This is a genomic window from Corynebacterium pilbarense (assembly GCF_026930265.1).
Classification (GTDB): domain Bacteria; phylum Actinomycetota; class Actinomycetes; order Mycobacteriales; family Mycobacteriaceae; genus Corynebacterium; species Corynebacterium pilbarense.
The window spans coordinates 1-992 of sequence record NZ_JANRML010000062.1; the positions used below are offsets into that span (position 1 = coordinate 1).

1 protein-coding gene is annotated in these 992 nt (G+C 38.5%); it reads left to right on the plus strand.

The annotated features are described in order from the left end of the window. On the plus strand, nucleotides 1-992 hold a 992-nt coding region (locus NUW87_RS11990; RefSeq protein ID WP_269028636.1), incomplete at both ends, for a reverse transcriptase domain-containing protein.

The window sequence follows — 992 nt, forward strand, 5'->3', positions numbered from 1 at the left end:
AGAATAAATGGGTTTACAAGTTGAAGGAAGAAGATGGAGGAAAAAAGCGGTACAAGGCTAGACTTGTTGTAAAGGGGTTTGCACAAAAGAAAGGTATAGATTTTGATGAAATATTTTCTCATGTTGTTAAAATGACTTCAATTAGGACTATTTTAAGTCTTGTGGCAGTAGAAGATTTTCATCTTGAACAGTTAGATGTAAAAACAACTTTTCTCCATGGGGATTTGGAGGAAGAGATTTATATGCAGCAGCCACAGGGGTATGAGGTCAAAGGGAAGGAGAATTTGGTATGCAGGTTGAAGAAGAGCTTATATGGCCTAAAGCAAGCTCCAAGGCAGTGGTATTTGAAGTTTGACAGGTTTATGACAGAACAGGGTTATAGTAGATGTCATTCTGATCACTGTGTTTATTTTAAAAGGCTAGAAAATGGAAGCTATATTATCTTGCTATTGTATGTAGATGACATGCTTGTTGCAGGGTCTAATATGCAGGATATAAATGTTCTCAAGAAGAAATTAGCCAATTCATTTGCGATGAAGGATTTGGGTGCTGCAAAGAAAATCCTTGGTATGAGAATAACAAGAGACAGGAAAAATCGCAAACTGACATTGTCTCAGGGTGAGTACACAGAGAAGGTGTTGGAGAGGTTTAGAATGCAGAATGAAAAACCAGTTAGTACACCTTTGGCCAGCCATTTCAAATTAACTAAGGAAATGTGTCCCAAGACACAGGAGGAGATAGAATACATGTCCAGGGTCCCTTATTCATCAACAATTGGCAGCTTGATGTATGCAATGGTTTGCACAAGACCAGATATTGCACATGCAGTGGGAGTTGTGAGCAGGTATATGAACAATCTAGGTAAAGAACATTGGGAGGCAGTAAAGTGGATTCTCAGGTATTTGAGAGGTACTACTACACATCCATTATGTTTTGGAGGTTTATACACTATTCCACAGGGATATGTTGATGCAGATATGGCAGGTGATAAA